The sequence below is a fragment of the Microbacterium sp. 16-032 genome (assembly GCF_041079455.1).
Lineage (GTDB): Bacteria > Actinomycetota > Actinomycetes > Actinomycetales > Microbacteriaceae > Microbacterium > Microbacterium testaceum_A.
Map to the genome: position 1 here is coordinate 167,836 of NZ_JBFYGQ010000003.1, position 24,649 is coordinate 192,484.

Here is a 24,649-nt window from a genome sequence, read left to right on the forward strand (position 1 = left end):
GTCTGAATCCGATGTCCGTTCTCGCCGAAAACCCCTCGCCCGCCCCGTCATCCTCCATCACGTCGCCGAGCGATCTGGCCAACCCCGACACCTGGGCCTGGATCGGCGATCAGCTGCTCGGCTTCGGCGGTGTGCTGCTGAGGGTGCTCGGGATCATCATCGGGATCGCCGTCGCCGCCTGGATCCTTCGCGTGATCATCCGCCGCGTGGTGGATCGAATCGTCAATGGGGCGAAGAGCAAGGCCCGCGTCGACGACACGCAGGCCCTCGATCGTTCGCCCCTCAGCGCGGTACGGCTGGTGCAGCGCACCCGCACCCTCGGCACGATCCTGCAGAACATCGTCAACGTCATTCTCGTGATCGTCGCGCTCGTCTGGATCGCCAGCATCGTCGCGCCCGACGCACTCGCCTCGCTCACGCTGCTCACCGCCGCGATCGGCGCCGGTCTCGGCTTCGGCGCCCAGAACATCGTCAAAGACGTGCTCAACGGCATCTTCATCGTCGCCGAAGACCAGATCGGCATCGGCGACGTCGTCGACCTGGGGCTCGCGACCGGCATCGTGGAGTTCGTCAGCGTGCGCATCACCCACGTTCGCGACGTCAACGGCACGCTCTGGTACGTGCGCAACGGTGAGATCACCCGCATCGGCAACATGTCCCAGGGATGGTCGCGCGTCATCATCGATTTGGCCGTACCGGTGGATGCCGACATCGACGACGTCGAGAAGGCGATGCTGACCGCCGCCAAGACGATGGCGAAAGAGACGAAGTGGCGCTCGCGCATCATCGAGCAGCCCGAGATCTGGGGCCTGGAGTCGATCAGTGGCGACGCCCTCGTCATCCGCCTCGTCATGAAGACCCGCTCGAGCGCGAAGGACGACGTGGCCCGCGAGCTGCGCGCGCGCCTGAAGAAGGCCATCGACGCGATGGGCATCGCGCTCCCCCAGCTCAACTCGATCGTGCTGACGGGCGCGGAGGGCGCGCAGAGCGTCCGCGGAGCGCACCCGCCGAAGACCAAAGAGACCCAGGTCGCGGTCGGCGCGAGCCGCCCGATCTGGCGCCCGCGCCGCAGCAAGATGGACTCATCCGAGACCGCTGACGAGCACGCCGGCGAAGCGCCCCCTGCCAAGGTGAAGAAGAAGACCGTTCAGGACGACACCCCCACGGCCATCGTCGACCTGCCCCCGGCTCCCGGCGCCGACGCGCCCAAGCCCACTCCTCCGGCGGTCCGCGCCGACGACAAGGACGAGTCATGACCGAGCCCGTCAGCTTCTACGACCAGGTGGGCGGGATGGAGACGTTCCGTCGGCTGGTCGACGCGTTCTACCGCGGCGTCGCCTCCGACGAGGTGCTGAAGCCGATGTACCCCGAAGAGGACCTCGGCCCGGCAGCCGAACGCCTCACCCTGTTCCTCGCGCAGTACTGGGGCGGCCCGACGACCTATGGCGAGACGCGCGGACACCCGCGACTGCGCATGCGCCACATGCCGTTCCACGTCGACCCCGACGCCCGCGACCGCTGGCTGCGGCACATGCGCGCCGCCGTCGACGAGATCGCCCTGCCGCCCGCGTTCGAAGAGCCCCTGTGGGACTACCTCGAGCGGGCGGCCTACGCGATGGTCAACACGTTCGAGCCGCGCGGGATCGGCCCGCGCCAGGACGGGCGCCCCGATACGGGCCTGCCCGTCCGCGCGAACGACTGATCACCGACCGAGGAAGTCCCCGAACCCGGGGATGTCGAGGTTCGACAGTCCCTCGCCGAAACCGCTGATCTGCTCGCCGGCGCCCGACACGGCATCCTGAGCTCCTCCGGCCCACTCGCCGAGACCGGTGCCCTCGGCAAGGGAGGCGAGATCGACCCCGGATGCCATCGCCTCGAGGTCGACGCCCTCTGCGAGCCGCGCGAAGTCGACGCCCATCTGCCCGGCCTGCGCGAGCAGGGGCACCGCGACGGCGCTGACGACGGCTCCCCCGGCGACCGCCGCGAGGAGGCCCCCGGCGCCCACGACGCCGGCACCGATCAGACCGCCGCGCCCGGCCTTGGCGAGCAGCCCGGACATGCGTCCGGGACGCGCCGCCTCGGCACGCGCAGCCGTGCGCGCGAGGTCGTCCGCGGTGTCCGTGCGCGGGCGCTCGTCAGGGGCCAGATCGGCATCCATCCGCTCCTTCACGTGCGCGCGCTGCGCCGGTGTGAGGCGGGCGAACGCTTCGCGGTGCATCTGCTCGACCCTGTCGGGGTCGGCCGTGCGCAGGAGGTAGTCGTAGCGGGCGATGGCGGCACGGTCGGCGTCCGACAGAGCGGACGAGGGACGGGATGCCGCGGGCGGCGCGTACCGCCCGTTCGACGCGGGGCCGCGGGTCGCGGCGGGCGGGGTGCTCGCTCCGCGATCGGCGGTGACGGCGTCGGCCGCGGAGCGGACCATGTCGCGCCAGTCTTTTCCTCCGGAGGCACCCGGGGGGCGCGACGAGGATGCGGCTTTTCCGGCGGCCTTGGAGGCGAGATCGAACAGACGGGAGAACGAGACCATGGAAGGACCTCTCGACGGGCGGCGCACGGCCGCGGCGTCAAGGTCTCCTCCGCCCTGTCGGACCGACGTACCCGGAATCCAATCGTGGACTCGTGATGACGGATACGTCGCGTCGGGAGTACTCCCCTTGCGTGTCTTCAGCGTATGGAGGCCACCTGTGCGCTTGCTGGATCAGCTCCCCGTGGCGCGCACCGCGGTGAGCCCCGAACGCACCGGGCCGCGCACCAGCACGTGGCCGCGCGCGAGACTCACGCGCGTCCAGGCACCGCTGCGGCGCACGGGCGCCTGCTCGGACCCGGCGATGAAGCCCAGAGCGAAGGCCGCGAAGGCCGTGCCCAGGGGCAGTCCCCCCAGTGCTTCGTCGGGCTGACCCCACACCTGTGCCCGCACGAGGCGCACGATGTCCTCGCCGGCGTCGGCGGGAAGGGCGTCGGCGACGGCCGCGACCCCGTACTGCGCTCGCGATGCGAGTACGGCCGAGTCGATGGCATCCGTCTGCTCCCATCCTCCGCGCGGGGGCGAGATGCCCGCCCAGGCCGGCGAGGTCGCGGTCTCGGGCAGCACGACCGCGGACGCGTCGTCGGGGGCGGGGAGCAGGGCGGACGCCTCGACCACCAGGTCGCACTCGAGCTCGGGGTCGATCGCCGAGACGCGCAGACCCAGAACGGTCGGCGTGGCATCGAGCAGTCCGCGGGGGGCGAGAGGGGCCGCCGTGGCGACCAGCACTCCCCCGTCGGCTCGCAGTCGCACGGTGCCGTCACCGAGACGGATCGTTCGGGCGGCGAAGGTGAGCAGGTCGGCTGCCGCCTGCGGGTCGGGGAACAACAGGCGCGCGGACACCCGCCCTAAACTATCAAGCGGTGCGGGTTCGCCGTACCGGAACGGGAGTCAGTGTGTCCGAGGCCATCGATCCCGTGGCGTCGCTGCTGAGCGTGCTCGACCTCCGCGATGCCGGAGCGCGCACGACCGAAGACATCTTCACGGGGGTGTCGCAGGCCATGCCCACCGGGCGCGTGTACGGCGGTCAGGTGCTCGCGCAGACCATCGTCGCAGCGTCTCGGACCCTCCCGGCTGAGCGCACCGTCCACTCGATGCACGGGTACTTCCTGCGCCCGGGTGATCCCTCCGACGGCATCACCTTCTCCGTCGACCGCATTCACGACGGCCGCTCGTTCTCGACCCGGCGGACCCAGGCGTTCCAGTCCGGCGTCCCGATCTTCTCGATGATCGCCTCGTTCCAGGACGAAGACCCGGGTCTCGAGCACTTCGAGCCGATGCCGGAGGGGATTCCCCAGCCCGAGGACGCCCCCTCGCTCGAGGTCGAGACCCTGCACCCGATCAGCCGCAGGATCCTCTCCGAAAGCCCTGTCGACGTCCGCCACGTGACCTCGCCGCTGTACGCCTCGGTCGAGGGCCCGCACGTGCCCCGGCAGGCGGTCTGGATGAAGCTGCGTCGCCAGGTCGGCGACGACCCCGCCGTCCACCGCGCCGCCCTCGCCTACCTCAGCGACCTCACGATCCAGGAGTCGATCATGCGTGCGCACGGCGTCGCGTGGAACGCCCCGGGGCTGAAGGTCGCAAGCCTCGACCACGCGATGTGGTGGCACCGGCCGGGACGCGTCGACGAGTGGCTGCTGTACGTGCAGGAGTCCCCGAACGCCCGCGGGGGCCGAGGACTGGCCACCGGACGCATCTACACGCGCGACGGCGCGCTCGTGGCCAGCGTCGCGCAAGAGGTCATGGTGCGCGTCCCGCGCGGATGATCCCGGATGCCGACACCCGGCGGCCCTCGCCGGACGAGGTCGCGCGGGTCGGCGGCGGCGTGCGCGGGCCGGGTTCCGCAGGGCGCTGACGAGAGTCGGCTCCCGGCGGGAGGGGAACGCCCCGGGCCCGCGAGTGGCGTCATCGGGCTCCGGCGTCTTACGACGGGCGCAGGATACGCGGAGCCCCGTGGAGCGGGCTCACCCGCGCGAACGGCCCCGGCGGTACTCGATCGGGTCGCCGATGTACGGCGCCCAGGCGGTGCGTTCCGCTTCGGTCCAGCGGATGGGTCGACCACTGGCGGTGTCGACGAGGACCGTGACGGCCGTGGCGCGGGCGTAGAGCACGGGCTCGGCGTCACCGACGAGGCTGTAGACCTCGAAGCAGATGTCGGCGCTCGACCCGCCCATCGCGCCGATCCACATGCGCACGTCGAGGGGGCGTTGAGTGTAGGGCACCGGGCGCAGGTACTCGATCTCTTGACGGGCGATGAGCGTGGCGCGATCGCCGCCGCTCTCGAGCACGTCCATGTCGAACACCGCCGTCGGGAGCGGTTCGCCCTCGCCGTCGCTGTGCCAGAACGCGCGCAACCGTGCCTCTTCGAGCAGCTTCAACATCGAGGTGTTGTTGACGTGCCCGAGGGCGTCGAGGTCGCCCCAGCGGAGGTGGATGGGCACGTGCACCCGCGAGGGTCCGGCGACCGCCGGACCCTCGTCGGGGGTGTGCTGCGCGGGGCTGTCAGTCACGAGTGAGCTTGCGGTAGGTCGAGCGCGAGGGGTTGGCCGCGTCGGCACCGAGACGCTCGATCTTGTTCGCCTCGTAGGCCTCGAAGTTGCCCTCGAACCAGTGCCACTGGTCGGGGTGCTCTTCGGTGCCCTCGTAGGCGAGGATGTGCGTCGCGATGCGGTCGAGGAACCACCGGTCGTGCGTGATAACCACGGCGCAGCCGGGGAATTCGAGCAGCGCGTTCTCGAGCGAGCTCAGCGTCTCGACGTCGAGGTCGTTGGTCGGCTCGTCGAGGAGGAGCAGGTTGCCGCCCTCTTTCAGCGTGAGGGCGAGGTTCAGGCGGTTGCGCTCACCGCCGGACAGGACGCCCGCCTTCTTCTGCTGGTCGGGGCCCTTGAATCCGAATTTCGACACGTACGCGCGCGACGGGATCTCGGTCTTGCCGACGGTGATGATGTCGAGTCCGTCGGACACGACCTCCCACAGCGTCTTCTCGGGGTCGATGTTGGAGCGCGACTGGTCGACGTAGCTGATCTTGACGGTCTCGCCGATCTTCAGCGTGCCGCCGTCGAGGGGCTCGAGGCCGACGATCGTCTTGAACAGCGTGGTCTTTCCGACACCGTTCGGACCGATCACGCCGACGATGCCGTTCGGCGGCAGGTTGAAGCTGAGGTTGCTGATCAGCGAGCGGTCGCCGAAGCTCTTCTCGAGCTTCTTGGCGTCGATGACGATGCTGCCTAGGCGCGGGCCCGCGGGGATCTGGATCTCGTCGAAGTCCAACTTGCGCGTGCGCTCGGCCTCGGCTGCCATCTCTTCGTAGCGGGCGAGACGCGCCTTCGACTTGACCTGGCGGCCCTTGGCGTTGGAGCGGACCCACTCGAGCTCCTCCTTGAGGCGCTTGGCGAGCTTGGCGTCCTTCTTGCCCTGGACGTCGAGGCGCTGCCCCTTCTTCTCGAGGTAGGTCGAGTAGTTGCCCTCGTAGGGGTACAGGTGGCCGCGGTCGACCTCGGCGATCCACTCCGCGACGTTGTCGAGGAAGTACCGGTCGTGGGTGATCGCGATGACCGCGCCCTTGTACGCCTTGAGGTGCTGCTCGAGCCAGAGCACGCTCTCGGCGTCGAGGTGGTTGGTGGGCTCGTCAAGGAGCAGCAGGTCGGGCTTCTGCAGGAGGAGCTTGGCGAGGGCGACGCGACGACGCTCACCGCCGGAGAGCGGAACGACCGAGGCGTCGGCCGGCGGGGTGCGCAGCGCGTCCATCGCCTGCTCGAGCTGCGAGTCGAGGTCCCAGCCGTCGGCTGCGTCGATCTCTTCCTGCAGCGTTCCCATCTCGGCCAGCAGGGCGTCGAAGTCCGCATCGGGGTCGGCCATGAGGGCAGAGATCTCGTTGAAGCGGTCGAGCTTGGGCTTGATCGCCACGCCGTCCTGGATGTTCTCGAGGACGGTCTTGCTGTCGTCGAGCTCGGGCTCCTGCATGAGGATGCCGACGGTGAAGCCGGGGCTCAGCCGAGCTTCACCGTTGGAGGGGTTGTCGAGCCCCGCCATGATCTTCAGGATCGTCGACTTACCCGCACCGTTCGGCCCGACCATGCCGATCTTGGCACCGGGGAGGAACGACATGGTGACGTCGTCGAGGATCAGCTTGTCGCCCACAGCTTTGCGAGCGCGGACCATGGAGTAGATGTATTCCGCCATAACCCGTCCAGTCTAGGGGCGATGCGGCATCTCGCCGACGTGAGTCGGCCTCGGGTCACCAGTCGATGGCGCGCGTCTGCCCGATCAGGCACCCGCCGGACGACAGGCCGGGCAGCACCGCGGTGACGGGGTTGCCGATCGAGGGGCCGACCTGACCCACCAGGCACTGATCGCCGATGCGGACGGAGAACTCGATGCTCTCGGCGGGGTTGTCGACCGTGGTCCGGTCGGGCGTCACCTGCATCGCGGCCTTGTCGAAGCCCGCGGCGGCGAGAGCGTCGATGTAGGCGCGACCGGCCACCTGATCGGGGCCCGACCAGACCCCCGAGACGACCTGGGTGAAGAACGGCAGGTTCTGCGCGGCGGTCCCCCCGGGTACGAGCGCGGGAGCAGCCGGCGCCGTCGGCGTGGACGTGGACGACGGTGAGGCCGAGACCGACGGTGTGGCGGACTCGACGGGGCCGGGAGCGGGCGACTCGCCGGTGCATCCGGCGAGGCCCAGCACCGCGACGAGGGTCAGGGCGGCGAGGGGACGACCGAGGAGGCGGGACACGCGTCCGAGTCTACGGACCCCTCCGCCCCACCCCGCTCCGGACGACGCGATCGCCCGCGCCGCGACCGTCCCCCGCGCCGCCGTGAACCCCCGACTCAGAACGGACCGGCCTCGTCCGCGTCCGACGACGATCCCCCGCTGCCCCCGGCGCTCGCGCCGACCATCTCGACGTCACCGGCGAGCCTCTCCGACGCCCCGGGGAGCGCCCATTGCTCGTCCGCCTCCGGCCCCGCCGCCTCTGAGGCCGCGACGCTCGCGGCGTCCGACGACCGCGCCGCCTTCTCGAAGCGCGTGGTGCCCCACCGCAGGTCGTGGCCGATGGCGTCGGCGACGACGTCGGCGCTCACCCCGCGTTTGACGTCGTTCTCCCACTCGCGCAGCCGCAGACGGCCGGTCAGGACGACCCGCTGCCCCTTCCGCAGGGAGTGCAGCGCGTGAGCCCCGAGGTCTCCGAACGCCGAGACGTTGTAGTAGTTCGTGTGCCCGTCCACCCACTCTCCGCGCTCGCGATCGAGTCTGCGCTCGCCGACGGCGATCCGGAAGGCCGCGATCGGCCCGCCTCCGCGCGTGGCGCGTTGCTCCAGCTCGCCGACGATGTTGCCCACCAGGGTGATGTGATCGCTCATATCCGTTGTTCCTCTCGACGTGGTGTGCGCTCCGGCATCCGTGTGCCCGACGGATGCCGGAGCCACGCTCAGAATGACCGGATCGACGCGTACGCCGCGGGTCGATCCGGCCGTTCCGTGGATGATTCGGACGATCAGGCGCCTGGGGAGGACGGACCCCGGGGACGACCGGCGTCGATGTCGGAGGTTGGTTCTACCGTCATCCCATGAGCACCGCACTGTGGAACGACCTCGCTCCGGCACCGCGTCCGGCCGGGTGGGGAGCGGCGACGCACGTCGCCGCGGGCCTGTGGCGCATCGCCGATCCGCGCGGCATCGTGGTCGGTCATATCCGTGCGATCTCCGCCGACGGGGGGTGGCGTTACGCCGCCGAGCGGTTCCACTCCGCCTCCGGCAGCTTCCGTCGCCTCGGCGAGTTCTGGTCGTCCGCCGACGCCGTCGAGTGTTTGCGGTACCTCAGGTAGAACCGTGCGGCGCTCGGCATCCGGTCTCCCGGTGCGGTCGGGCTGTGCTCAGACGACGGTGGTGAAGTCCGTTCGAGAAGGGATCGCGCTTCCGCCGCGCACGTCGTCCCACGCTGAGCGCAGAATGCCGACCGCCCGCCGCAGCGTCGACGGCGACGCGGTGAACGGCACGCGCAGACGACGGTCGTGGCCGCCCTCCACGGCGAATCGCGATCCGGCGGAGAGGGCGAGCCCTCGTGCCCGCGCCGACATCACCAACGGCGTGCTCAGCGGCTCGCCGATCCCCACCCAGAGCGACACACCGCCGTGCACCTCGGGCACGTCCCACTCCGGAAACAGTCGCCTCAGCTCCTCGACCAGGCTGTCGCGACCCGCACGCAGCAGGGTGCCGCGCTGCGCGGCGATCTCGTCGAGTCGCGGGATGAGGCGCGCCGCGATGGCCTGCTCGAGCTCGGGAGTCCCCAGATCGTGCACGGGTCGACCGCTGGCTAGGCGCCGCACGATGTCGGGCGCTGCGCGCACCCACCCGACGCGCAGTCCACCCCACACCGTCTTGCCGAGGGAGCCGACGCGGATCACGCGCTCATCCTCGGGAAATGCCGCCGACTGCGATCGCCGATCGATGTCGAGCTGTGCGGTGGTCTCATCAAGGACCAGGAGAGTCCCGACCGAGCGCGCGCCCACGACGAAGGCATCCGTCTCGTCCGCGGTCATGGTGCGTCCCGTCGGGTTGTGGAAGTCGGGCATCAGGTACGCCAGCGAGGGCAGCGCCCTCGCGAACGTCTGCTCCGCGCGCTCGAGGTCCCATCCGTGGGCGGAGTCGACCGGCACGCCCACCAGGCGTGCCCCGACCCGACGGAACGCATCCGCCGCGTGAGGGTAGGTGGGGGTCTCGATCATGACCCGGTCGGCGCGGTGCAGGAGTACCGAGGCGATCAGGTGGATCGCGCTCTGCGCCCCCGTCGTCACGAGGATCTGGTCGGTGGAGGTGGCGAGACCTCTCGCGCGGTAGTGCTCGGCGATCGCGGTACGCAGGCCCACATCGCCGACGACGTCGTATCCGATCCGCGCGACGAGTGCCGGAGCGTCCTGGATGACCTCCGCCATGGTCCTTGGAAGCCCGGGCCAGGCCGCGGGGCTCGCCTGCTGCAGATCGATCGTCTCGGCGTCCGGTTCGTGCCGGCCCGGGTCGGTCCGACGCAGGGGCAGGGTGACGCTCCCGCTCCCGCGCAGGCTCTCGATGTGTCCGGTGTCGCGCAGGCTCTGGTAGGCGGCGGCGACGGTGGTGCGACTCACTCCCAGAATCGCCGCCAGCTCACGCTCGGCGGGGAGGGCCGTGGCCGGAGCGAGGCGATTGTCCAAGCAGAGAAGGCGGACGCCGTCGGCGAGTGCCTCGTAGGCGGGGCCGTTTCCCCGCCAGCCACCGAGAGAGGCGGCGAGGGTGCGGGCCGATACGCGCGAGTCCATGCGGCCACCGTAGTCGAATTGGCATCCTGCGCCAAAGCCAATCCCGTGATTGGATCGCCACATGTCTTCTCGGATCCTGCGCCTCTTCTTCGGACTCGTGCTCTACGGCTTCGGCTGCGCCGTCACCGTGGCGGCCGGCCTGGGAGTCGACCCGTGGACGGTCTTCGCGCAGGGACTTTCGCGCGTGACGGGGATCGGCATCGGTTGGATCACCAACATCGTCGGCCTGGGCGTGCTGCTGCTGTGGATCCCCCTGCGCCAGAAGCCGGGGGTGGGAACCGTGGCGAACATCCTGCTCGTCGGCACGAGTCTCCAGCTCTCGCTCGGGCTGCTCCCCCACCCCGACACCTTCTGGCTGCAAGCCCTCATGCTCGTCGCCGGCGTGGTGCTGGTGGCCGTGGCATCCGGGCTCTACATCGGAGCGCACTTCGGCCCCGGCCCGCGCGACGGCCTCATGACCGGAATGCACGCGCGCTTCGGCTGGCCGATCTGGGCGTGCCGCCTCGGCGTCGAGGGGTCGGTGCTCGTCCTCGGGTGGCTGCTCGGCGGCACCGTCGGCATCGGGACCGTCGTCTTCGCGCTGGGGATCGGGCCGTTGGTCCACCTCGCCCTGCCGCTGCTGGCCACTCCGAAGCCCGCGGCGCCCGCGCGGACGATGGCATCCGCCTGAGACACCGCGGTGGGGCGGCTCCCGCGGACCGGGAGCCGCCCCACCGTTCAGTGCTCGCGGAACTCGGGCCGCTCGCTGCCGGGCTTGAGGTGCGAGTGCACGGCGTTCTTGGCGATCTCCATGGAGGGGTACACGCCCAGGGGCTCGTCCTTGCCGGCCATGTGAACGCGGTAGCCGTCGCTGTCTTTCTGGATCTTCCCGACGACGCCGTTCGGACCGTAGGCCACCCAGATGCGTCGCGTCGCAGTCTCGGACATGAGTGCTCCTTTGCTCTCTTTCGCGGGAATGTACAGCCGCCGCGGCAGATGTGCCAGGGGCTGGCGCGCCGGGAACGCCTCGGGCGATATCCTGAGATCGACCCCCAGTAGCTCAGTGGATAGAGCAGCGGCCTTCTAATCCGCCGGTCACACGTTCGAATCGTGTCTGGGGGACCAGAGCCGGTGTCGGCACCCCTCACTAGGATGTGGGGATGGTAAACGCCTCCGAGAACGACCGGCTCGTCTGGATCGACTGCGAGATGACCGGGCTCGACCTGGCCGTCGACGAGCTCGTCGAGATCGCCGTCGTCATCACCGATTTCGAGCTCAACGTGCTCGACCCCGGTTTCCAGATCGTGATCAAGCCCGACGCCTCGGCCCTCGCCAACATGGGCGAGTTCGTCACCGAGATGCACCGCTCCTCGGGTCTGCTCGACGAGATCCCGAACGGGGTGAGCCTTGCGGATGCCGAGTTCCAGACCCTCGAGTACATCCAGCGGTTCGCGCCCGTCGAGGGCAAGGCTCCTCTCGCCGGCAACACGATCGGCACCGACCGCATGTTCCTGGCGAAGTACATGCCGCGCGTCGACCGCTGGCTCCACTACCGCAACGTCGACGTGTCGAGCATCAAGGAGCTCTCGCGTCGCTGGTATCCGCGCGCCTACTTCCAGGCCCCGGCGAAGAACGGCGGACACCGCGCGCTCGCCGACATCCGCGAATCGATCCGCGAGCTCGCCTACTACCGCGCCGCGGTGTTCGTGCCCCAGCCGGGCCCGACGAGCGACGAGGCGAAGGCCGTCTCGGCCTCGGCCGTGTCGTCGTTCACGCTGGACGTATGACATAATCGTTCAGTTGTCTGCTGCGGCAGACACATGGTGGCTATAGCTCAGTCGGTAGAGCACCGCGTTGTGGTCGCGGGGGTCGCGGGTTCAAGTCCCGTTAGCCACCCCAACGAAGAAGGCCCGGTCGAGCATCGCTCGCCGGGCCTTCGTCATTCGCGACCGGCGCTCCCCCGCGCCGTAGAATCGACACGGAACGTCGGCGTGATCTGTCGGCATCCGATGGACGGCTCGAGACCCCCGGGAGGCCCGCCGTGAACGACCGCGTCGACGCGCGCCCGGCCCTCGAGATGGATGCGTCTGCGTTCGAAGAACTGGTCGTCGACGAGCTGGATCAGCTCCCCGACGACATGGTGGACGGTCTCGATAACGTCGTCTTCGTCGTCGAGGACCGCCCCGAGGACGGGTCCCTGGATCTCCTCGGGCTGTACGACGGCTGGGCGTTGACGGAACGAGAGCGCTACGGCGTCGGCGAGCTCCCCGATCGCATCATCGTGTACCGGGAGCCGCACCTCGCTGCCTGCCACGACGAGGCGGAACTGCGCGACGAGATCCACACGACGCTCGTCCACGAGATCGCGCACTTCTATGGCATCGACGACAAACGCCTCCACGAGCTGGGGTGGGCGTGATGGCGGGCGTGGCGAGTCCCGACCTCGATCTCGACGTCGACCTCGAGACCGATCTGACGGCGGCTCCGCCAGCGTCGTGGCAGACCGTGGTGTGGAACGACCCCGTGAACCTCATGAGCTACGTCACCCACATCTTCCGCACCTACTTCGGCTACGACGCCGCGACCGCGAACCGGCTGATGCTCGCCGTGCACCACGACGGCCACGCCGTGGTGGCCCGAGGGCCACGCGAAGTCATGGAAGCCCACGTGCAGGCGATGCACGACTTCGGCCTCTGGGCCACCGTCAGGAAGGACCCCGCGTGAGCGAGCGCGTCGTCGTGCTGGAGATCAGCGGCCTCGAGGCCCTGCATCTGGCCGGCATCGTGGGACAGTTCCGCGATCTGCTGGCGGACTCCCGCGCGGGCGAGGACCCGGCGGTGGAACGCCTGCTCCCGGATGCCTACCCCGACGACGCAGCTGCCAGTCGGGAGTTCCGGCGTCTGACCGGCGGGGACCTCCTCGAGCGTCGGTCGCAGGACGTCGCCACGGTTCTTCACACCCTCGGCCTCGACGGTGCGGACCTCGACCCCGAGAGCGATCCCGATGCGACGATCGCCGTCGCCCTCGGTGAGACCGAGGCCCTGGCGTGGATGCGCACGCTCTCGGCGCTGCGACTGGTTATGGCGACCCGTCTCGGCATCCAGAACGACGACGATCACGATCCCGAAGACCCGCGCTACGGCGTGTACGACTGGATCGGCTATCGCCTCGACGGTCTCGTCGCAACTCTCGATCGCGCGTGAGCGGCGTCGTCGACGTACCTTACGGGACGGAGACGACCAGATCGGCCAGCCGTTCCGGATGGTGCGCCTCGAGATGCCGGTCCTCCTGCGCGGCCCAGCGGTCCCAATGCGGACGGTAGGTGTCGCCGTCGCGGTCGAGGGCGCGCGCCTTGCGGGACGCCAACGGAGCCTCGACCCACACCGACACGTCGGCGAGTCGCGCGACCTCAGGGGTGAGAAGTCCCGATCCTTCGACCACCAGCGGCAGCGAGGGGTCGACGGCGTATGCCTCGGCTCGCGCGCTCGCTTCCCAGTCCCACCGCTCCCAGACGCCGATCAGCCCCCGCGCGTGCGGTGAGAGGATGACCCGCCGGGCGTATTCGACGCCGTCGGCGAGGCCGTCCCAGCCGGGGTAGACGTCGTCGAGGGCGACGAGTTGCACGCGTCCGTGGCCCGGCCATGCCGCGACCAGGCGTCGAGCGAAGGAGCTCTTCCCCGCGCCACTACGCCCGTCGAGGGCGACGACGGGGTTCGCGGCGCCGACCGCGACGACGCGCGCCGACACCGCGGCAACAGCCGCAGTGAGGGCGTCGGCGACCGGGTCCGCGTTACTTCTTGAGGGCGCGGATGACACGGCTGAGGGCGCGACCGGCCACCCACACGAACGGGATGCCGACGGCGAGCAACGCGACGAGGTTCGGATCGAACCGCAGATCGTCACCACGGCGGATGTAGGCGCCGAGGGGCAGCGTGTAGCCACCGCCCCCGCCGCCACCGTTGCCCTGCTCGTCGGAGCCGCCGCCGTACCCGGCCCAGGTGAGGGCGACGGGGATCATCTTGACGCCGTTCACGTCCTGCTGCTCCCCGTAGGCGGAGGTGACGCCGAAGCTGGTGGCTTGCTTGCCGAGTTCCAAAGCGATGTTGGGCATGGCTCCACCGTAGCGGCCCGGCCTCGGAGCATCGAGGGGCGTTGCGCGACCGGGACCGGCGTGTCAGTGGTCGTACGACGGCCGTGGGTTCGTGGGCAGGGCTCCCCCACCGCGCGACGGCCCGAGCAGCGATCCACGGGTGACGGCCCCTCGGCCGAAGCGGGTGGTGGCGTCGTCGAGCGCTCCCTCGACGCGGCGCCATTCGGCGTCGTCATCCCACAGGGTGGCCGCGATCGCCGCCGGCTTGAGCTTCTCGCCCCGCACGCCGACCAGGCGAACGGCCTGGCGTCGGTCGATCCCGTCGAACAGCTCGATGGCCGCGTCGCCGATGCGCTGGCCGACCGAGGTCGGTTCGGGCAGCGTGCGCGAACGGCTGAGCGTGGTGAAGTCGGAGAAGCGCACCTTGATCGAGATCGTCGACGCCTCGTACTGCTGCGCGCGCAGGCGCGCTCCCACGCGATCGGCGAGGCGGCGGAGCTCGACGTGCAGCGTGCGGGTGTCGGAGATGTCGGTGTGGAACGTCTCTTCATGACCGACGCTCTTCTCGGAGCGCCCCGTGTGTACCTCGCGGGCGTCGATGCCGCGTGACAGATGCCAGATGCGCTCGCCCATTGCGGGACCGAGCACCCGCTCGAGCGCAGGCCGCGGGGTGTCGAGGATGTCGGAGATGAGCCGGATGCCGCGAGACTCGAGCGCCTCGGCGGCCTTGGGACCCACTCCCCACAGCGCCCGCACCGAACGCGGGCGAAGGAACGCCTCGGTGTCGGCCTCGGCCACCACGAGCAGCCCGTCGGGCTTGGAGATCGTGGAGGCCATCTTTGCGACGTGCTTGGTCGCGGCGACTCCGATGCTGCAGGTCAGCCCGGTCTCGGCCTTCACCCGAGCCCTCAGGTCCCGCGCGATCATGCCGGGGCTCCGCCACAGCCGCCGCGCACCCCGGACGTCGAGGAACGCCTCGTCGATCGAGAGGGGTTCGACCAGCGGGGTGACGTCGTGGAAGATCGCCATAACCTGTCGCGACATCTCGGTGTAGCGGTGGTACGGCGGGTTGACGACGATCGCGGTCGGGCACATCCGCAGGGCGATCGCGACCGGCATCGCCGACTTCACGCCGTAGCGGCGGGCCTCGTACGAAGCGCTCGAGACGACGCCGCGCCCCTCGGACCCGCCGATGATGAGCGGCTTGCCCGCGAGAGAGGGATCGTCGAGCACGGCCACCGAGGCGAAGAAGGCGTCCATGTCGACGTGCAGGATGCCCGTGCCCGTGTCATCGGCGTCGGGGCGCGAGACGATGCGCCCCGTTCCGTCACCTCGTCCCATGGCATCCATTCTCCCCCGGACCTCCGACATCGGTCCTCGGCGCCCGCGCGAGGTCAGCGATCCGCGCATCCTCGACCGTCGTCTCGCGAATCTCGCGTCAACCGCCGAGGCTGTGTACACGCCCCGGGCCGGGAACGACGGATGCCACGGGCCCACCCCTCGCGGGGCGTGGTGCCGTGGCATCCGGTGTCGATTACAGAGCGGCGGCGCGCTCCAGCACGAGTTCGCGCACGCGCGCGGCGTCGGCCTGGCCCTTCATCGCCTTCATGACCGCGCCGATGACGGCGCCGGCGGCCTGCACCTTGCCGTCGCGGATCTTGGCGAGCACGTCGGGCTGGGCGACGAGGGCCTCGTCGATCGCGGCGATGAGCGCCCCGTCGTCCGAGACCACGGCGAGACCCCGGGCGTCGACGACCTCTTGCGGGGTGCCCTCTCCGGCGATGACGCCCTCGAGCACCTGGCGCGCGAGCTTGTCGGTGAGGGTGCCGGCGTCGATCAGCTTCTGCAGAGCGGCGACGTTCTCGGGAGAGACGAGGTCGGCCGCGTCGCGCTCCTGCGCGTTCGCGACGCGGGTGATCTCACCCGTCCACCACTTACGGGCCGAGGCGGGAGCGGCTCCCGCGGCGATCGTGTCGGCCACCGCGTCGAGCAGGCCGCCGTTGGCGACGTCCTGGAACTCGAGATCGGTGAAGCCCCACTCGCCCTTGAGCCGACGACGACGGGCCGCGGGCGGCTCGGGGAGCGCGGCGCGCAGCTCCTCGATCAGCTCGGGCGCGGGCACCACCGGCAGCAGGTCGGGCTCGGGGAAGTAACGGTAGTCGTCGGCATCCGACTTCGGGCGCCCCGGAGACGTGCGACCGGTGTCCTCGTGCCAGTGACGGGTCTCTTGCGTGATGGTCCCGCCCTTGGCGAGGATCGCGGCCTGACGCTGGATCTCGTAGCGCACCGCACGCTCGACCGAACGCATCGAGTTGACGTTCTTGGTCTCGGTGCGGGTGCCGAGCTTCTCCTGGCCGCGCGGGCGCAGCGAGACGTTGGCGTCGCAGCGGAGGTTTCCGCGCTCGAGCTTGGCCTCCGAGATTCCGAGGCCGCGCACGATGTCGCGGATCGTCGCGACGTAGGCCTTCGCCAGTGCAGGCGCCGAGTGCTCGGCACCGAAGATCGGCTTCGTGACGATCTCGACGAGCGGGACGCCGGCGCGGTTGTAGTCGACCAGCGAGTACTCCGCACCCTGGATGCGACCGGTCGCCCCTCCCATGTGGGTGAGCTTGCCGGCGTCTTCTTCCATGTGCGCGCGCTCGATCGGCACGGTCACGATGGTGCCGTCCTCGAGCTCGACCTCGACCGAGCCCTCGAAGGCGATCGGCTCGTCGTACTGCGAGATCTGGTAGTTCTTGCCGAGGTCGGGGTAGAAGTAGTTCTTCCGCGCGAAACGGCTGGACGGGGCGATCGAGCAACCGAGGGCGAGGCCCAGGCTGATCGACGACCGGATGGCCTCGGCGTTCACCACCGGCAGAGCGCCCGGAAGGCCCATGTCGACCGGGGCGACGAGCGTGTTCGGCTCGGCACCGTGGTGGGCCTCGTTGGCGGGGTTGGGCGCGGCCGAGAACATCTTGGTCGCGGTGTTGAGCTCGACGTGCACCTCGAAACCGAGGACGGGCTCGAACATCTCGAGCGCCTCGTCGAAGTCCATCAGGGCATCTTTCGCCATCAGAGCGACGCTCCGTTCGTGAGAGAGGGGGCCTTGTCGAGCAGCGGGGCACCCCACTGGTCGACGAGCAGCGCTTCGAGGGCCGCACCGACACGGTAGAGGCGGGCGTCCTCGCGAGCGGGGGCGAGGAATTGGATGCCGACGGGCAGGCCGTCCTCTGCGGCGAGACCGCTCGGCACCGAGATGCCGGGCACGCCCGCGAGGTTCGCGGGGATCGTGGTGACGTCGTTGAGATACATCTGCAGCGGGTCGTCGATCTTCTCGCCGAGGCGGAAGGCCGTAGTCGGCGCGGACGGCGTCGCAATGACGTCGACCTGCGAGAACGCGGCGTCGAAATCGTGCTGGATGAGCGTGCGGACCTTCTGCGCGCTGCCGTAGTAGGCGTCGTAGTATCCGGCCGAGAGGGCGTAGGTGCCGAGGATGATGCGGCGCTTGACCTCGGGGCCGAAGCCCGCGTCGCGCGTGGCGGCCATGACGTTCTCGACGGTGGCGGCGCCCTGCGGGTTCACGCGCATGCCGAAGCGCACCGAGTCGAACTTCGCGAGGTTGCTCGAGGCCTCGGCGGGGAGGATCAGGTAGTACGCGGCGACGCCGTACTCGAAGTGCGGGGCGCTGATCTCGACGATCTCGGCGCCCTGCGCCTCCATGGCCGCCAGCGACGCGCGGAACGAGTCCGACACGCCCTTCTGGAAGCCGCGGTCGTCGAGCTCGCGGATGACGCCGATCTTGAGGCCCTTCAGGACCTCGCCGGTCGCACCCTCGCGAGCCGCGGCAGCGAACGAGGGCCACGCGTCGGACAGCGAGGTCGAGTCGTTCGCGTCGTGTCCGCCGATGACGTCGTGGAGCAGGCCCGCGTCGAGCACGGTGCGGGTGACCGGGCCGACCTGATCGAGGCTGGATGCCAGGGCGATCGCGCCGTAACGGCTCACTCCACCGTAGGTGGGCTTGACGCCGACCGTGCCGGTGACGTGCGCGGGCTGACGGATCGAGCCGCCCGTGTCGGAGCCGAGGGCCAGCGGCGCCTCAAAGGCCGCGACGGCCGCAGCCGACCCGCCTCCCGAGCCGCCGGGGATGCGGTCGAGGTCCCACGGGTTGCGGGTGGGGCCGTACGCCGAGAACTCGGTGGAGGAGCCCATCGCGAACTCGTCCATGTTGGTCTTGCCGAGCGGCACCAGGCCCGCGGCGCGCGAGCGCGCGACGACCGTGGCGTCGTAGGGCGACATGTAGCCCTCGAGGATCTTCGATCCGCTCGTGGAGGGCATGTCGGTGGTGACGAGCACGTCCTTGACCGCGAGCGGAACGCCGGCGAGTTCGTGCAGCTGCTCGCCCGCCGCGCGGCGGCGGTCGATGTCGGCCGCGACCTCGAGGGCGTGGTCGCTCACGTGCAGGAACGCGTGCACGTCGCCGTCGACGGCCGCGATGCGGTCGAGGTGGGCCTGCGTGGCCTCGACGCTCGACACCTCTTTGCTCGAGAGCGCGGAGGCCAGGTCGGCGGCGGTGAGGCGGGTCAGATCGGTCATCGTCCCTGCTCCTTCGTCGCGTCGGAGGTGGAGACTCCCCGGAAATCGGTCGGCACGGTGCGCATCACTGCTCTTCTCCCAGGATCGCGGTCACGCGGAATCGGCCGTCGGCCTGGTCGGGGGCGTTCTGCAGCACCTGCTCGCGCGTGAGCTGCTGCTGAACGACGTCGGGGCGGAAGACGTTCTCGAGCGGGATCGGGTGGCTCGTGGCGACGACCTCGGGGGTCGCCACCTCGGACACCTTCGCGATGTTGTCGACGATGGCATCCAGCTGGCCGGTGAGGCTTTGGACCTCCTCGTCGCTCAACTGGATCCGGGCGAGCACACCGAGATGGCGCACGAGATCAGGAGTGATTTCAGACACCCCGCAAGTCTAGTTCGCGCGCGGTCCTGTCCCCGCCGAGCACCACCTCTAGGCTGACGGGGTGACGAGCTTCGATCCCCCGCGGCCCTGGACCTCGAGCTACGCCCCCGGTGTCCCCGAAGACCTTGACCCCCAGAGCGGCTCGCTCGTCGACATCGTCGACGCCTCGGTGCGCGACTACCCCAACGCCCCGGCCCTGCAGTTCTTCGGCCGCGAGACGACGTACGCCGAGATGGCCGCCGACATCGCCCGCGTCGCGGGAGCCCTCGCCGAGCGCGGGGTGAAAGCGGGAGACCCGGTCGCGATCGTGCTGCCCAACTGCCCGCAGCACATCGTGGCGTTCTACGCGGTCCTGCGCCTGGGCGCCGTCGTGGTCGAGCACAATCCCCTCTACACCCCGCGGGAGCTGCGCAAGCAGTTCGAGGATCACGGTGCGAAGCACGCGATCGTGTGGCGCAAAGTCGTCGCCACGATCCAGGAGTTCCCGGCCGACCTGACGGTCGACACGCTCATCTCGGTCGACGTGACCACCGCCATGCCCCTGCTGACCCGACTCGCCCTCCGCCTGCCCCTCGCGAAGGCGCGAGAGGCCCGCGCGGCTCTGACGACGAAGGCCCAGGATGCCGCCGACTGGGCCGACCTGGTGCGTCACGCGCCCCTCCCCTCGTCGCACCCGCGACCGGGGTCGACCGACCTGGCGATCATCCAGTACACGAGCGGGACGACCGGCACCCCCAAGGGGGCGATGCTCACGCACGCGAACCTGCTCGCCAACGCCGCTCAGGCCCGCGCCTGGGTGCCGCAGATCGTCCGCGGCGAGGGGTGCGTCGTCTACGCCGTGCTGCCGATGTTCCACGCGTACGGGCTGACCCTGTGCGTGACCTTCGCGATGTCGATGGGCGCGCGTCTCGTCCTCTTCCCCAAGTTCGATCCCGACCTCGTGCTCGCCGTGACGAAGAAGCACCCCGCGACCTTCCTCCCCCTCGTCCCCCCGATCGCCGAGCGGCTGCTCGCCGCGGCGACCGAGAAGGGCGTTTCGCTGACCGGTACCGACGTCGCGATCTCGGGCGCGATGGCCCTCCCGCACGATCTCGTCGTGCCGTTCGAGGAAGCCACCGGAGGCTATCTCGTCGAGGGCTACGGCCTGAGCGAGTGCTCACCCGTGCTGATGGCCAACCCCGTCGCCGACAACCGCGTCGCGGGGACCGTCGGCCTCCCCCTGCCCGGCACCGAGTGCCGGGTCGTCGACCCCGACGACCCGCGCACCGACGTCGAGCGCGGTGAACTCCTCGTCCGCGGCCCGCAGGTCTTCTCCGGCTACTACGGCAAGCCCGAGGAGACCGACGCGGTCTTCGTCGACGGGTGGTTCCGCACCGGTGACATCGTGACGATCGACGACGGCGGTTTCGTGCGGATCGTCGACCGCATTAAAGAGCTCATCATCACGGGAGGCTTCAACGTCGCCCCCACCGAGGTCGAGAACGTCCTGCGCCAACACCCCTCGATCGCCGATGTCGCCGTGGTCGGCCTTCCGAGCGAGCACTCGGGCGAAGAGGTCGTCGCCGCGGTCGTGCCCTCGACCCCCGGCGAGTTCGACGCCGAAGCCGTGCGGGCCTTCGCGCGCGGCATCCTGACGCCCTACAAGGTTCCGAAGCAGATCGTCGTCGTCGATGAACTGCCCCGCTCGCTCATCGGTAAGGTGCTCCGACGTCAGGTGCGCGACCGCCTGCTCGCCGACTGACGCCACCGCCCTGCTACACGCAGACCTCGGCGCGCAAGACCCGGGGCCGAATTGGTCGGTGCACGCGTGCGCTCGGTAGCGTGGGGGCATTCCGGGCCGCGTCGTGCCCGGGTGTGACCTTTGGGGGGAATCACATGATCATCAAGCGCACTCCGTTCGCTCTCGTCGCAGCCTCCGCGCTGCTTCTTCTCGCCGGCTGCTCCGGCGGTGCCAGCAACACCGCGGAGTCGAGCGACGACAGCATGACCGACAGCGGCACCACGACGACGCAGGAGACCACCGCGCCCGCGTCGCCCGCCGCACCCGCCGGGGATCAGTCGAAGGCCGACGCCTGCGACATCGTCCGGACGCAGTTCCAGGAGGTCAGCGGTGCGGGCAGCACGGTCGACAGCTCCGACCCGCAGGCGACGTTGGCGGCGTTCAAGAAGCTCGCGTCCGACGTCGGCACGCAGTTCGACTCGATCACCAACGCGGAGGTCGCGCCCGCGGCCAAGAAGGCCAGCGGCGCTCTCAACGACTACGCCGCGTTCCTCGAGACCGTCGTCGCCGACCCGTCGAAGGCCAGCGGCCTGAGCGGCCAGGTGAGCACTCTGCAGGCGAGCTTCACGGAGGCCGCCACGGTCTGCGCCGGCTGACAGATACCGAGAACGAACGGAAGGGCGGGGGCCTCGGCCCCCGCCCTTCCGTTGTTCGATCAGTCGTCGGCGGCGGTCTCTTCCGCGGCGGCGTCGATGTCGGCGTCGGCTGAGGTGTCGCCCGTCGCCGCGTCGAGTGCCGCGGGGCCCTGCTCGACGAGGATGCGGAACTGCGCGGCATCCAGGATTCTCAGTCCGAGCTCCTCGGCCTTCGCGAGCTTGGATCCGGCCCCCGGGCCCGCCGCCACGAAGTCCGTCTTCTTCGACACGCTCGATGCCGCCTTGCCGCCGGCCGAGAGGATGGCTTCTTGCGCCCCCTCGCGGGTGTAGCCCTCGAGTGATCCGGTCGCCACCACCGTGAGGCCCGCGAGGACCCCGCCCGCAGCGGCCGCCGCCCCGGGTCCGGGGTGGCCGGGGATCGTGAAGCGCACCCCCGCGGCTGCCCAGCGGTCGACGATCTCGCGGTGCCACTCCACGTCGAACCAATCGATGACGGCGTCGGCGATGATGCCGCCGACACCCTCGACGGCCGCGAGTTCTTCGCGCGAGGCCGCTCGAATGGCCTCGAGCGAGCCGAACCACTGGGCGAGGGCCCGGGCCGCGACCGGACCGACGTGCCGGATGTTCAGCGAGACGAGCAACCGCCAGAGGTCTTTGGTCTTCGCCTTGTCGAGCTCGGCGATGAGCTTGGTCGCCTGCTCGGACGGCAGGACCTGCCGATAGTCCTTGCGGATGCCGCGGCGGCGGCGCTCGGCCGGGTCGAGGTCCTCGGCGCCCGGCGGGTACGACGCCGGCGACAGCTTCTGGAACGGCAGTCGTCGCACGAGCTCGCCGGTATCGGGATCGACCTTGCGCTCCCCCGTCTCGGAGTCGCGCACGACGACCTCGATCGGCACGAGCTGGTCGACCGTCAGGTCGAAGAGCCCCGCCTCGGTGTCGAGCGGCGGCCGGTCGGGCACCTCGGGCTGGGTGAGGGCCGCGGCGGTGACTTCTCCCAGGGCCTCGACGTCGAGCGCTCCGCGGGACCCGATGTGCTCCACACGACCGCGCACCTGGGCGGGGCACGAGCGCGCGTTCGGGCACCGCAGGTCGATGTCGCCCTCTTTCGCGGGGCGCAGCGGCGTCCCGCACTCGGGGCAGTCCGCCGGCATGACGAACGCGCGTTCGCTGCCGTCGCGCAGCTCGACCACCGGACCGAGGACCTCGGGAATGACGTCGCCGGCCTTGCGCAGCACGACCGTGTCGCCGATCAGCACGCCCTTGACCTTGACGACGTCCTGGTTGTGCAAGGTGGCCTGGCGCACGACACTGCCGGCGACCTTCGCGGGTTCCATGACCGCGAAGGGGGTGGCCCGTCCGGTGCGGCCGACGGACACCACGATGTCGAGCAGCTTCGTGTTCACCTGCTCGGGAGGGTACTTGTACGCGATCGCCCATCGCGGCGCTCTACTCGTGGCACCGAGCTCGTCGTGCAGGGCGAGTTCGTCGACCTTGACGACGACGCCGTCGATCTCGTGCTCCACGTCGTGACGATGCTCGCCGTGGTGCGCGACGCAGGCCAGGACGCCGTCGATCGTCGACTCGACGCGGCTGTACGGCGAGGTGGGCAGTCCCCACGACGCCAGCAGGTCGTAGATCTCGCTCTGTGCGGCCACGGGAGGGATCTGCCACGCACCGATGCCGTGCACGTAGAGCTTGAGGGAGTCGATGCGCGCGAGACCGGCCTCGAGTTCGAGGCCCGTCTTCTTCTCGATCTGCTGACGCAGTCCGCCGCTAGCCGCGTTGCGGGGATTCGCGAACGCGGGGAAGCGTCGAGCCGCCGCGATCTCGGCCTTCTCTTCGTCGAACGCGCGGCCCCCACGTCGGCCGGCGGCCCGCTCTCGAGCCTCGGCCAGCGCCCGCTCGCGGAACTCGCCCTGGAGCCGGTTGAGGTTCTCGAATTTCGCGACGGGGATGAAGACCTCTCCGCGCACCTCCACGATCGGCGGGTGCCCCTCTCCCGCGAGCTCGTGCGGGATGTCGGCGAGACGCAGGGCGTTCTCGGTGACGATTTCTCCGACCCGACCGTCGCCGCGGGTCGCGGCGGAGGTGAGCACGCCGTTCTCGTAGCGCAGGCTGATGGCCAGTCCGTCGATCTTGAGCTCGCTGAGCCAGTGCACCGCGCGCCCCGCGGCGGCCTCGGTCTTGACGGCCCAATCGCGCAGCTCTTCGGGCGAGAAGACGTTGTCGAGGCTGAGCATGCGCTCGGCGTGCTCGATCGTCGCGAGGTCGGTGGCCTCGGCGGCTCCCACCGACAGGGTCGGGCTGTCCTGCCCCTGGAGTTCGGGGTGCAGACGCTCGAGGGCCTCGAGCCGGTGCATCCATCCGTCGTACGTCGCGTCGTCGACGACCTCGGCGTCTCGGCCGTAGTACGCGTCGCGCGCACCGACGATCCGCTGGGTGAGGTCCGCGGCCTCGGCGCGCGCCTCGTCGAGGGTGAGGTCGGGAAGCTGATCGTGCTCGGTCACGCATCCAGCTTAGGGAGGGGTTCCGACATCGGCCGCGGGCGGGTCGCCGCTTACCACGCCCTCCAGAGCTTGTCGGGGTTCGATATCCGTCGGACGCCGGCGACGAGCCCACCCCTCATCTCCAGCGAGATGACGTCCGTGACGGCGCCCACCGAGAGCGAGAGCCCGATCTCGCCATTGACGTCCACCTGCCGCGCCGAGATCACGGCTCCGGCTGCGGCCGCCTTCTCGAGGATTCCGGCGAAGAAGCGGACGATCCTCTCGGCGCCGAAGATGGGGTTGAGCGCGCTCTTGACCCGCCCGCCTCCGTCCGCCCAGAGGATCGCGTCATCGGTGAGGATGCCCGCCACGCCCGCGACGTCTCCGGTCTCGATCGCGGCGACGAGAGCGCGGACAGCCCCGCGGTCGGCGCCTGACGACGACGGCTCGGCGCGCAGCTGAAGCCTCCTTTCTCCCCGCGAGATCAGCTGGCGCACCGACGCGGGTGAGCGATCGAGGATTTCCGCGATCTCGACGGACGTCATCCCGAACGCCCGATGCAACACCACCGACGCACGAGCCGCGGGTTCCAGCTGCTCCGCGAGGTGCAGGACCGCCAGCGACAGCATCTCGCGGTCCGCCACCACGTCGTCGGGCAGACGCTCGGTGGCGACCGGCTCCGGCAACCACGGCCCCGGATAATCCTCGCGAGCGGCCTGCACTCGACGCAACTGGTCGATGGATCGTCTGACGCAGACCGTCGTCAGCCAGGCCGCCCACGAGCGCACCTCATCGCCGTCGCCCTCCGCCCGCAGTGCGTCGAGGGCGACGTCCGAGACGACGTCCTCCGCGGCGCCGAAGTCTCCGAGCATCCGATAGGCGATCCCCACGAGTCGGTCCCGCTCCGTGCTCCACGCGAGGCTGGCCATCGTCACCTCGCCGAGGCTACCGGCAGGACGGGCGACG

The 24,649-nt window shown here is 70.2% G+C and carries 27 protein-coding genes and 2 tRNA genes; 13 read left to right on the forward strand and 16 right to left on the reverse strand.

Going from position 1 to position 24,649, the window contains the following annotated elements; translation table 11 throughout:
- The first annotated feature begins 11 nt into the window (after positions 1 to 11).
- On the forward strand, positions 12 to 1,256 hold the full coding sequence (locus AB6V31_RS07040) for a mechanosensitive ion channel family protein (RefSeq protein ID WP_369364790.1): 1,245 nt from the start codon (positions 12 to 14) through the stop codon (positions 1,254 to 1,256).
- On the forward strand, positions 1,253 to 1,702 hold the full coding sequence (locus tag AB6V31_RS07045) for a globin (RefSeq protein ID WP_144785279.1): 450 nt from the start codon (positions 1,253 to 1,255) through the stop codon (positions 1,700 to 1,702). Before AB6V31_RS07040 ends, AB6V31_RS07045 begins: the two co-directional genes overlap by 4 nt.
- On the opposite strand, the gene AB6V31_RS07050 is transcribed toward AB6V31_RS07045, so the two are convergent.
- Together AB6V31_RS07050 and AB6V31_RS07055 are read right to left on the reverse strand one after the other, a co-directional pair.
- Complete coding sequence (locus AB6V31_RS07050; protein WP_369364792.1) at positions 1,703 to 2,422, reverse strand: cation-transporting ATPase; 720 nt, start codon at positions 2,420 to 2,422, stop codon at positions 1,703 to 1,705. It lies immediately after the preceding gene.
- 276 nt (positions 2,423 to 2,698) lie between these two features.
- The gene (locus AB6V31_RS07055; protein ID WP_074695074.1) at positions 2,699 to 3,367 is read right to left on the reverse strand and encodes a hypothetical protein; all 669 of its coding nucleotides are present in this window, start codon (positions 3,365 to 3,367) and stop codon (positions 2,699 to 2,701) included.
- 53 nt (positions 3,368 to 3,420) lie between these two features.
- Between AB6V31_RS07055 and AB6V31_RS07060 the strand changes: the two genes are divergently transcribed.
- A complete protein-coding gene (locus tag AB6V31_RS07060) occupies positions 3,421 to 4,290 on the forward strand; it encodes an acyl-CoA thioesterase (RefSeq protein ID WP_369364793.1) in 870 nt (289 codons plus the stop codon).
- Between the two features lie 198 nt (positions 4,291 to 4,488).
- Here AB6V31_RS07060 and AB6V31_RS07065 read toward each other — a convergent pair whose 3' ends face one another.
- The 4 genes from AB6V31_RS07065 to AB6V31_RS07080 form a co-directional block, all read right to left on the reverse strand.
- Positions 4,489 to 5,034: an acyl-CoA thioesterase gene (locus AB6V31_RS07065; RefSeq protein WP_369364795.1), complete on the reverse strand. Its 546-nt coding sequence runs from the start codon at positions 5,032 to 5,034 to the stop codon at positions 4,489 to 4,491.
- On the reverse strand, positions 5,027 to 6,706 hold the full coding sequence (gene ettA, locus AB6V31_RS07070; protein WP_056230991.1) for an energy-dependent translational throttle protein EttA: 1,680 nt from the start codon (positions 6,704 to 6,706) through the stop codon (positions 5,027 to 5,029). The genes AB6V31_RS07065 and ettA overlap by 8 nt, the downstream gene beginning before the upstream one ends.
- A gap of 55 nt (positions 6,707 to 6,761) precedes the next feature.
- Positions 6,762 to 7,259, reverse strand: a complete 498-nt coding sequence (locus AB6V31_RS07075; RefSeq protein ID WP_369364797.1) for a hypothetical protein — start codon at positions 7,257 to 7,259, stop codon at positions 6,762 to 6,764.
- Between the two features lie 95 nt (positions 7,260 to 7,354).
- Positions 7,355 to 7,885: a single-stranded DNA-binding protein gene (locus AB6V31_RS07080; RefSeq protein ID WP_369364799.1), complete on the reverse strand. Its 531-nt coding sequence runs from the start codon at positions 7,883 to 7,885 to the stop codon at positions 7,355 to 7,357.
- Positions 7,886 to 8,091: 206 nt separating this feature from the next.
- Here AB6V31_RS07080 and AB6V31_RS07085 point away from each other — a divergent pair, with 206 nt between their 5' ends.
- A complete protein-coding gene (locus tag AB6V31_RS07085) occupies positions 8,092 to 8,349 on the forward strand; it encodes a hypothetical protein (RefSeq protein ID WP_056230983.1) in 258 nt (85 codons plus the stop codon).
- A 48-nt stretch (positions 8,350 to 8,397) separates the two neighbouring features.
- Here the strand turns inward: AB6V31_RS07085 and AB6V31_RS07090 are convergent, their stop codons facing one another.
- A complete protein-coding gene (locus AB6V31_RS07090; protein ID WP_369364801.1) occupies positions 8,398 to 9,816 on the reverse strand; it encodes a PLP-dependent aminotransferase family protein in 1,419 nt (472 codons plus the stop codon).
- Positions 9,817 to 9,877: 61 nt separating this feature from the next.
- On the opposite strand from AB6V31_RS07090, the gene AB6V31_RS07095 reads away from it, so the two are divergent.
- A complete protein-coding gene (locus tag AB6V31_RS07095) occupies positions 9,878 to 10,486 on the forward strand; it encodes a YitT family protein (RefSeq protein ID WP_056230978.1) in 609 nt (202 codons plus the stop codon).
- 47 nt (positions 10,487 to 10,533) lie between these two features.
- Here the strand turns inward: AB6V31_RS07095 and AB6V31_RS07100 are convergent, their stop codons facing one another.
- The gene (locus AB6V31_RS07100; protein WP_056230976.1) at positions 10,534 to 10,743 is read right to left on the reverse strand and encodes a hypothetical protein; all 210 of its coding nucleotides are present in this window, start codon (positions 10,741 to 10,743) and stop codon (positions 10,534 to 10,536) included.
- A gap of 101 nt (positions 10,744 to 10,844) precedes the next feature.
- Here AB6V31_RS07100 and AB6V31_RS07105 point away from each other — a divergent pair.
- The 6 genes from AB6V31_RS07105 to AB6V31_RS07130 all read left to right on the forward strand — a co-directional run bounded on the left by AB6V31_RS07105 (position 10,845) and on the right by AB6V31_RS07130 (position 12,998).
- Positions 10,845 to 10,920, forward strand: a tRNA-Arg gene (locus AB6V31_RS07105).
- Between the two features lie 35 nt (positions 10,921 to 10,955).
- The gene (gene orn, locus AB6V31_RS07110) at positions 10,956 to 11,582 is read left to right on the forward strand and encodes an oligoribonuclease (RefSeq protein WP_056230973.1); all 627 of its coding nucleotides are present in this window, start codon (positions 10,956 to 10,958) and stop codon (positions 11,580 to 11,582) included.
- 36 nt (positions 11,583 to 11,618) lie between these two features.
- Positions 11,619 to 11,694 (forward strand) — tRNA-His (locus AB6V31_RS07115).
- 178 nt (positions 11,695 to 11,872) lie between these two features.
- Positions 11,873 to 12,214, forward strand: coding sequence for a metallopeptidase family protein (locus AB6V31_RS07120; protein WP_369365077.1), 342 nt, complete (start codon positions 11,873 to 11,875; stop codon positions 12,212 to 12,214).
- Positions 12,214 to 12,519, forward strand: a complete 306-nt coding sequence (gene clpS, locus AB6V31_RS07125) for an ATP-dependent Clp protease adapter ClpS (RefSeq protein ID WP_143017876.1) — start codon at positions 12,214 to 12,216, stop codon at positions 12,517 to 12,519. The genes AB6V31_RS07120 and clpS overlap by 1 nt, the downstream gene beginning before the upstream one ends.
- On the forward strand, positions 12,516 to 12,998 hold the full coding sequence (locus AB6V31_RS07130) for a DUF2017 family protein (RefSeq protein WP_074695080.1): 483 nt from the start codon (positions 12,516 to 12,518) through the stop codon (positions 12,996 to 12,998). Before clpS ends, AB6V31_RS07130 begins: the two co-directional genes overlap by 4 nt.
- Positions 12,999 to 13,017: 19 nt before the next feature.
- Here the strand turns inward: AB6V31_RS07130 and AB6V31_RS07135 are convergent, their stop codons facing one another.
- From AB6V31_RS07135 to gatC, 6 genes are all read right to left on the reverse strand, one after another.
- Positions 13,018 to 13,611, reverse strand: a complete 594-nt coding sequence (locus tag AB6V31_RS07135) for a hypothetical protein (RefSeq protein ID WP_369364805.1) — start codon at positions 13,609 to 13,611, stop codon at positions 13,018 to 13,020.
- On the reverse strand, positions 13,586 to 13,906 hold the full coding sequence (locus tag AB6V31_RS07140; protein ID WP_056230965.1) for a hypothetical protein: 321 nt from the start codon (positions 13,904 to 13,906) through the stop codon (positions 13,586 to 13,588). Before AB6V31_RS07140 ends, AB6V31_RS07135 begins: the two co-directional genes overlap by 26 nt.
- Before the next feature lie 63 nt (positions 13,907 to 13,969).
- Positions 13,970 to 15,226: a DNA polymerase IV gene (locus tag AB6V31_RS07145; protein ID WP_369364807.1), complete on the reverse strand. Its 1,257-nt coding sequence runs from the start codon at positions 15,224 to 15,226 to the stop codon at positions 13,970 to 13,972.
- A gap of 193 nt (positions 15,227 to 15,419) precedes the next feature.
- The gene (gene gatB / locus AB6V31_RS07150; RefSeq protein WP_268104099.1) at positions 15,420 to 16,937 is read right to left on the reverse strand and encodes an Asp-tRNA(Asn)/Glu-tRNA(Gln) amidotransferase subunit GatB; all 1,518 of its coding nucleotides are present in this window, start codon (positions 16,935 to 16,937) and stop codon (positions 15,420 to 15,422) included.
- Complete coding sequence (gene gatA, locus AB6V31_RS07155) at positions 16,937 to 18,457, reverse strand: Asp-tRNA(Asn)/Glu-tRNA(Gln) amidotransferase subunit GatA (protein ID WP_056230957.1); 1,521 nt, start codon at positions 18,455 to 18,457, stop codon at positions 16,937 to 16,939. The genes gatB and gatA overlap by 1 nt, the downstream gene beginning before the upstream one ends.
- A 64-nt stretch (positions 18,458 to 18,521) precedes the next feature.
- The gene (gatC, locus tag AB6V31_RS07160; RefSeq protein ID WP_056230955.1) at positions 18,522 to 18,821 is read right to left on the reverse strand and encodes an Asp-tRNA(Asn)/Glu-tRNA(Gln) amidotransferase subunit GatC; all 300 of its coding nucleotides are present in this window, start codon (positions 18,819 to 18,821) and stop codon (positions 18,522 to 18,524) included.
- 61 nt (positions 18,822 to 18,882) lie between these two features.
- Here gatC and AB6V31_RS07165 point away from each other — a divergent pair, with 61 nt between their 5' ends.
- Both AB6V31_RS07165 and AB6V31_RS07170 read left to right on the forward strand, forming a co-directional pair.
- Entirely contained in the window at positions 18,883 to 20,562 is a 1,680-nt protein-coding gene (locus AB6V31_RS07165; RefSeq protein WP_369364809.1) for a long-chain-fatty-acid--CoA ligase, read from the forward strand.
- Positions 20,563 to 20,696: 134 nt separating this feature from the next.
- Positions 20,697 to 21,197 carry a hypothetical protein gene (locus tag AB6V31_RS07170; RefSeq protein WP_056230950.1) on the forward strand — a complete coding sequence of 167 codons (501 nt, stop codon included), beginning with the start codon at positions 20,697 to 20,699 and terminating at the stop codon, positions 21,195 to 21,197.
- A gap of 59 nt (positions 21,198 to 21,256) precedes the next feature.
- On the opposite strand, the gene ligA is transcribed toward AB6V31_RS07170, so the two are convergent.
- Positions 21,257 to 23,704 carry an NAD-dependent DNA ligase LigA gene (ligA, locus tag AB6V31_RS07175; protein ID WP_369364811.1) on the reverse strand — a complete coding sequence of 816 codons (2,448 nt, stop codon included), beginning with the start codon at positions 23,702 to 23,704 and terminating at the stop codon, positions 21,257 to 21,259.
- A 50-nt stretch (positions 23,705 to 23,754) separates the two neighbouring features.
- The gene (locus AB6V31_RS07180; protein WP_369365079.1) at positions 23,755 to 24,612 is read right to left on the reverse strand and encodes a sigma-70 family RNA polymerase sigma factor; all 858 of its coding nucleotides are present in this window, start codon (positions 24,610 to 24,612) and stop codon (positions 23,755 to 23,757) included.
- Positions 24,613 to 24,649 lie beyond the last annotated feature (37 nt).